The organism is Accumulibacter sp. (genome assembly GCF_032229525.1).
GTDB lineage: Bacteria > Pseudomonadota > Gammaproteobacteria > Burkholderiales > Rhodocyclaceae > Accumulibacter.
Window position 1 is genome coordinate 1 of record NZ_JAVTWB010000031.1, and the last position, 3,116, is coordinate 3,116.

General features: G+C 67.8%; 4 protein-coding genes. All 4 read right to left on the reverse strand.

The genetic code is table 11. The annotated features are described in order from the left end of the window. Positions 1 to 805 (reverse strand): aromatic ring-hydroxylating dioxygenase subunit alpha (locus RUW20_RS02265; RefSeq protein ID WP_313950574.1); only part of this gene is annotated, 805 nt, incomplete at its 3' end. Further along, on the reverse strand, positions 805 to 1,542 hold the full coding sequence (locus RUW20_RS02270; protein WP_313950150.1) for a hypothetical protein: 738 nt from the start codon (positions 1,540 to 1,542) through the stop codon (positions 805 to 807). The genes RUW20_RS02265 and RUW20_RS02270, both read right to left, overlap by 1 nt. Continuing rightward, positions 1,502 to 2,134: a phosphatase PAP2 family protein gene (locus RUW20_RS02275; protein ID WP_313950149.1), complete on the reverse strand. Its 633-nt coding sequence runs from the start codon at positions 2,132 to 2,134 to the stop codon at positions 1,502 to 1,504. The genes RUW20_RS02270 and RUW20_RS02275 overlap by 41 nt, the downstream gene beginning before the upstream one ends. Then, positions 2,131 to 3,116 (reverse strand): Mpo1-like protein (locus tag RUW20_RS02280; protein ID WP_313950575.1); only part of this gene is annotated, 986 nt, incomplete at its 5' end. The genes RUW20_RS02280 and RUW20_RS02275, both read right to left, overlap by 4 nt.

Genomic DNA, 3,116 nt, shown 5'->3' on the forward strand with positions numbered 1-3,116 from the left:
CGAAAAGCCCGCTGCGCTCCCTGGTGAAGGCGAAGGTCTGCCCTTCGGTCGAACCGTCGTCGCCGCGCCGCAGTGCGAACATCAGGTGCAGGTGCAGGAAGTCCGGGCCGAAGGTGACCGTGCCGAGGTTGCCGTACCAGTAGCTCATCTTGTAGGTGAGAGGGCCGCGGTAGAAGCGGGCGATGAAGCGGCCGAGGCGATGGCTGGTCGGGACCCTGCCGACATTGCGGAATTCGATGTTGGCGACGTTTTGCGGCACCGCTTCCATGCTCAGGATCGATCCGGGCAGGTGATGGACGCTGGCGAAATGCTGCTCGTCGATGGCGTTGATCAGCACCACGTTCGGGTGGCAGCGCTTGCGGAAACGGTTGGCGAGCAGGGCCGCACACGGCTGTCCGGCGAGTTCGGGGACTTCGGGCAGGTCGTGTGCGGCTGTCTCGCCGGTCCATAGCCAGATCATGCCGTGGCGTTCGGCGGTCGGCCAGCTGCGCACGCACATGCCCGGCCGCGGTTCGCCGTCGAGACAGGGGACGTCGCTGCAGCGGCCGTCGGCCTCGTAGCGCCAGCGATGAAAGAAGCAGCGCAGCGCATTGCCCTCGACTCGCCCTTCGGCCAGGTGCGCGCCCATGTGTGAGCAATAGGCATCGAGGGCGACGGCGCGGCCATTTTCGCCACGATAGACGGCGAGGTCGCGCCCGAGCAGGCGCACCGGCGCCACACGGCCGCGGCGCAGCTTGCGCGATGGCAGCAGCCAGTACCAGCCCTCAACCACCACCTCGGGATCGTTGAAGATGCCGGTCTTCATCAGGCGGCCCGCATGCCTGCGAGAAACGCCCGTCGGGCGATCGGCTGCAATTGCTCGGCGGCCAGTTCGCAGAGGCAGACCAGTTCGTCGCCGCGCGCATAACCCGGATTGCGTTCGAGGAAGTAAGCGACTTCGCTCAGGCGGCGGTGTGCTTCGGGCACTTCGGCGTAGGCGCTGCGCAGATGGCCGCGCGACTGCGCAAAGCGCACCACGCCGGCAGTGGCGTCGTAGTCGCCACCAAAGCGGTCGCGCGCGAGAAAGTCCTTGAGCGCGCCCAGCTTGCCCACCGCGTTGCCGTCGGGAGAAGGGTCGAAGGCACGGCTGAAGGTGGGCAGGTAACGATAGGTGCGGTGTCCCTTGGAAATCAGTAGCCAGTAGAGCGGCACCTCCGGCTGCTCGGTTTTCATCGCGCCGGCCAGCCGTAGCCAGGTGAACGCCAGGGCCTGCTGGCCCCAGTGGCGTTCGTCGACGACGGTGTCGCCGGAGAACAGCACGCGCACCGGCACGCCGTCGAAGCAGCGCTGGTAGATGGCCATGGTCGAGAAGCCCTGCAGCGCGCCGGTTTCGTCGCGCAGCATGAGGACGCGATTCTTGTCGGCGAGGTCGGCGGCGAAAAGCGGCCACGAGGAGCCGTCGTAGTAGCGCTCGTAGAGTGCATACATCGCCCGCCGGTCGGCGTCCGGGATGTCGGCAACGTCAACCACCTGCGGCGTCGTGAGCGGGTCGAGTGCAATCAAGGCGAAAAATCCTCTTGGTCAGCCAGAGGGCGATGGCCGCGCAGCAGATGCCGCCGGCAATGTCCCAGGCGACGTGCTGCCGGGTGGTGAGCGTCGAGACGGCAATCAGGCTGGGCCAGACCACCGCCAGAGCGCATGCGCCGCGGCGCCACAGCGCTCGCCCGGCAATTGTAGCAAGGGCAACGTGCAGCGACGGGAAGCAGTTCGCCGGGGTGTCGGCCAGGTAGAGCAGGCGCCAGGCCAGCCCGGTGAAGCCGTCCGGCGGTGTCGGGCGCAGCACCACGGTGGGCCAGGCAAGAAAAATCGGCGCCGCGAGCAGCGTCGCCAGCAGCATTGCGTACAGCGTCTGGCTGCGATCGCTGTCGTCGCGCGCGCTGACGATTGCTGTCGGCAGCAGGATGAACTGCGTCAGATAGACCCAGACCGTCCAGTCGAGATAGGGCACGGCGGCATCGAGCGTGCTGCCGTGCAGCGTCGTCGGCGCCACCAGCTGCAGCGTGCCGCTGCCCAGATAGACGGCGGAAAAGGCGAGATAACCGAGCAGCATTGCCGAGAGCTGGTTCGAACGGCGAATGGCCGGCACGGCGATCACGAGGCGCTGCGCTGAAATGCCGCGAACTCGCCGCGCACCCGCTCCACCTCGTGCCAGTAGCGGCCGCGCAGCACAGCGAAGAACATCCGGTTCAGGCACTGCGACGCGCGCCAGGAAAAGACCACGTCGCGCGTGTCGACGTGCGAACGCTCGAACAGCCAATGGCCGGCGAGGCCGGTGGCTTGCGACATCGGCACCAGCAGCAGCCACCAGAAATTCCCTGTCGCCAGCAGCGCCAGCCCGCTGCCGTAGATCATCAGCACGGCCAGGCAGTGCAGCAGGACGTTGCCGCGCTGCTGATGCTTGAAGACGAAGATGTCCCAGTAGTCGTCGAAGGGATGGTCGATCAGCCGGTCGTCGAGGCGATTGCGATGGCGGGCGAGTACCGCCGCTCCTCCTCGTATCTTCGTCGTCGGTTCGAGCAGCGTTCCGCTGGCCACGCTTCCCAGTACCGGCAGAGGCGCGCCGTCGCGGGCGACCTCGATGCCGGCGATCCACACACTGACCACCGCCGCCTCCGAACCGCGCTTGACCATGCGACGGGCGCCTTCGAGCAGCGGGTCGTCGACTTCGATCGGCACCGGCACCGGCGTGCGCAGTGCCTCGGGGCAGAGCAGCACGAGGTCGGCCCGGCAGCCCTCGCGCAATACGCCGGCATCGAGATTGAACCAGCGCGCCGCCTCGCCGGTAACCCGGGCGATGGCGCGCTCCGGCGGCAGAAAGCCGGTGGCGACCGACTGTCGCAGCACGGCCAGCGCGCCGTCGAAGAAGGCCAGGTTGCGCGAATGCGCGCCGGCATCGGTGAAGCCGGGAAGGATGTGCGGGTGCGCCATCAGGCGGTGGCGGATCTCGTCCCGCGTGTTGGCGCCGCAGGCCACCCAGCGCAGCGCGTCGTCATGCTCCTCGAGCAGGTCGATCAGCGACGTGGTGGCGTCGATACCACGGCTGGCGGCGATTTCGGCGACGCTGCGCCCGACCTCTT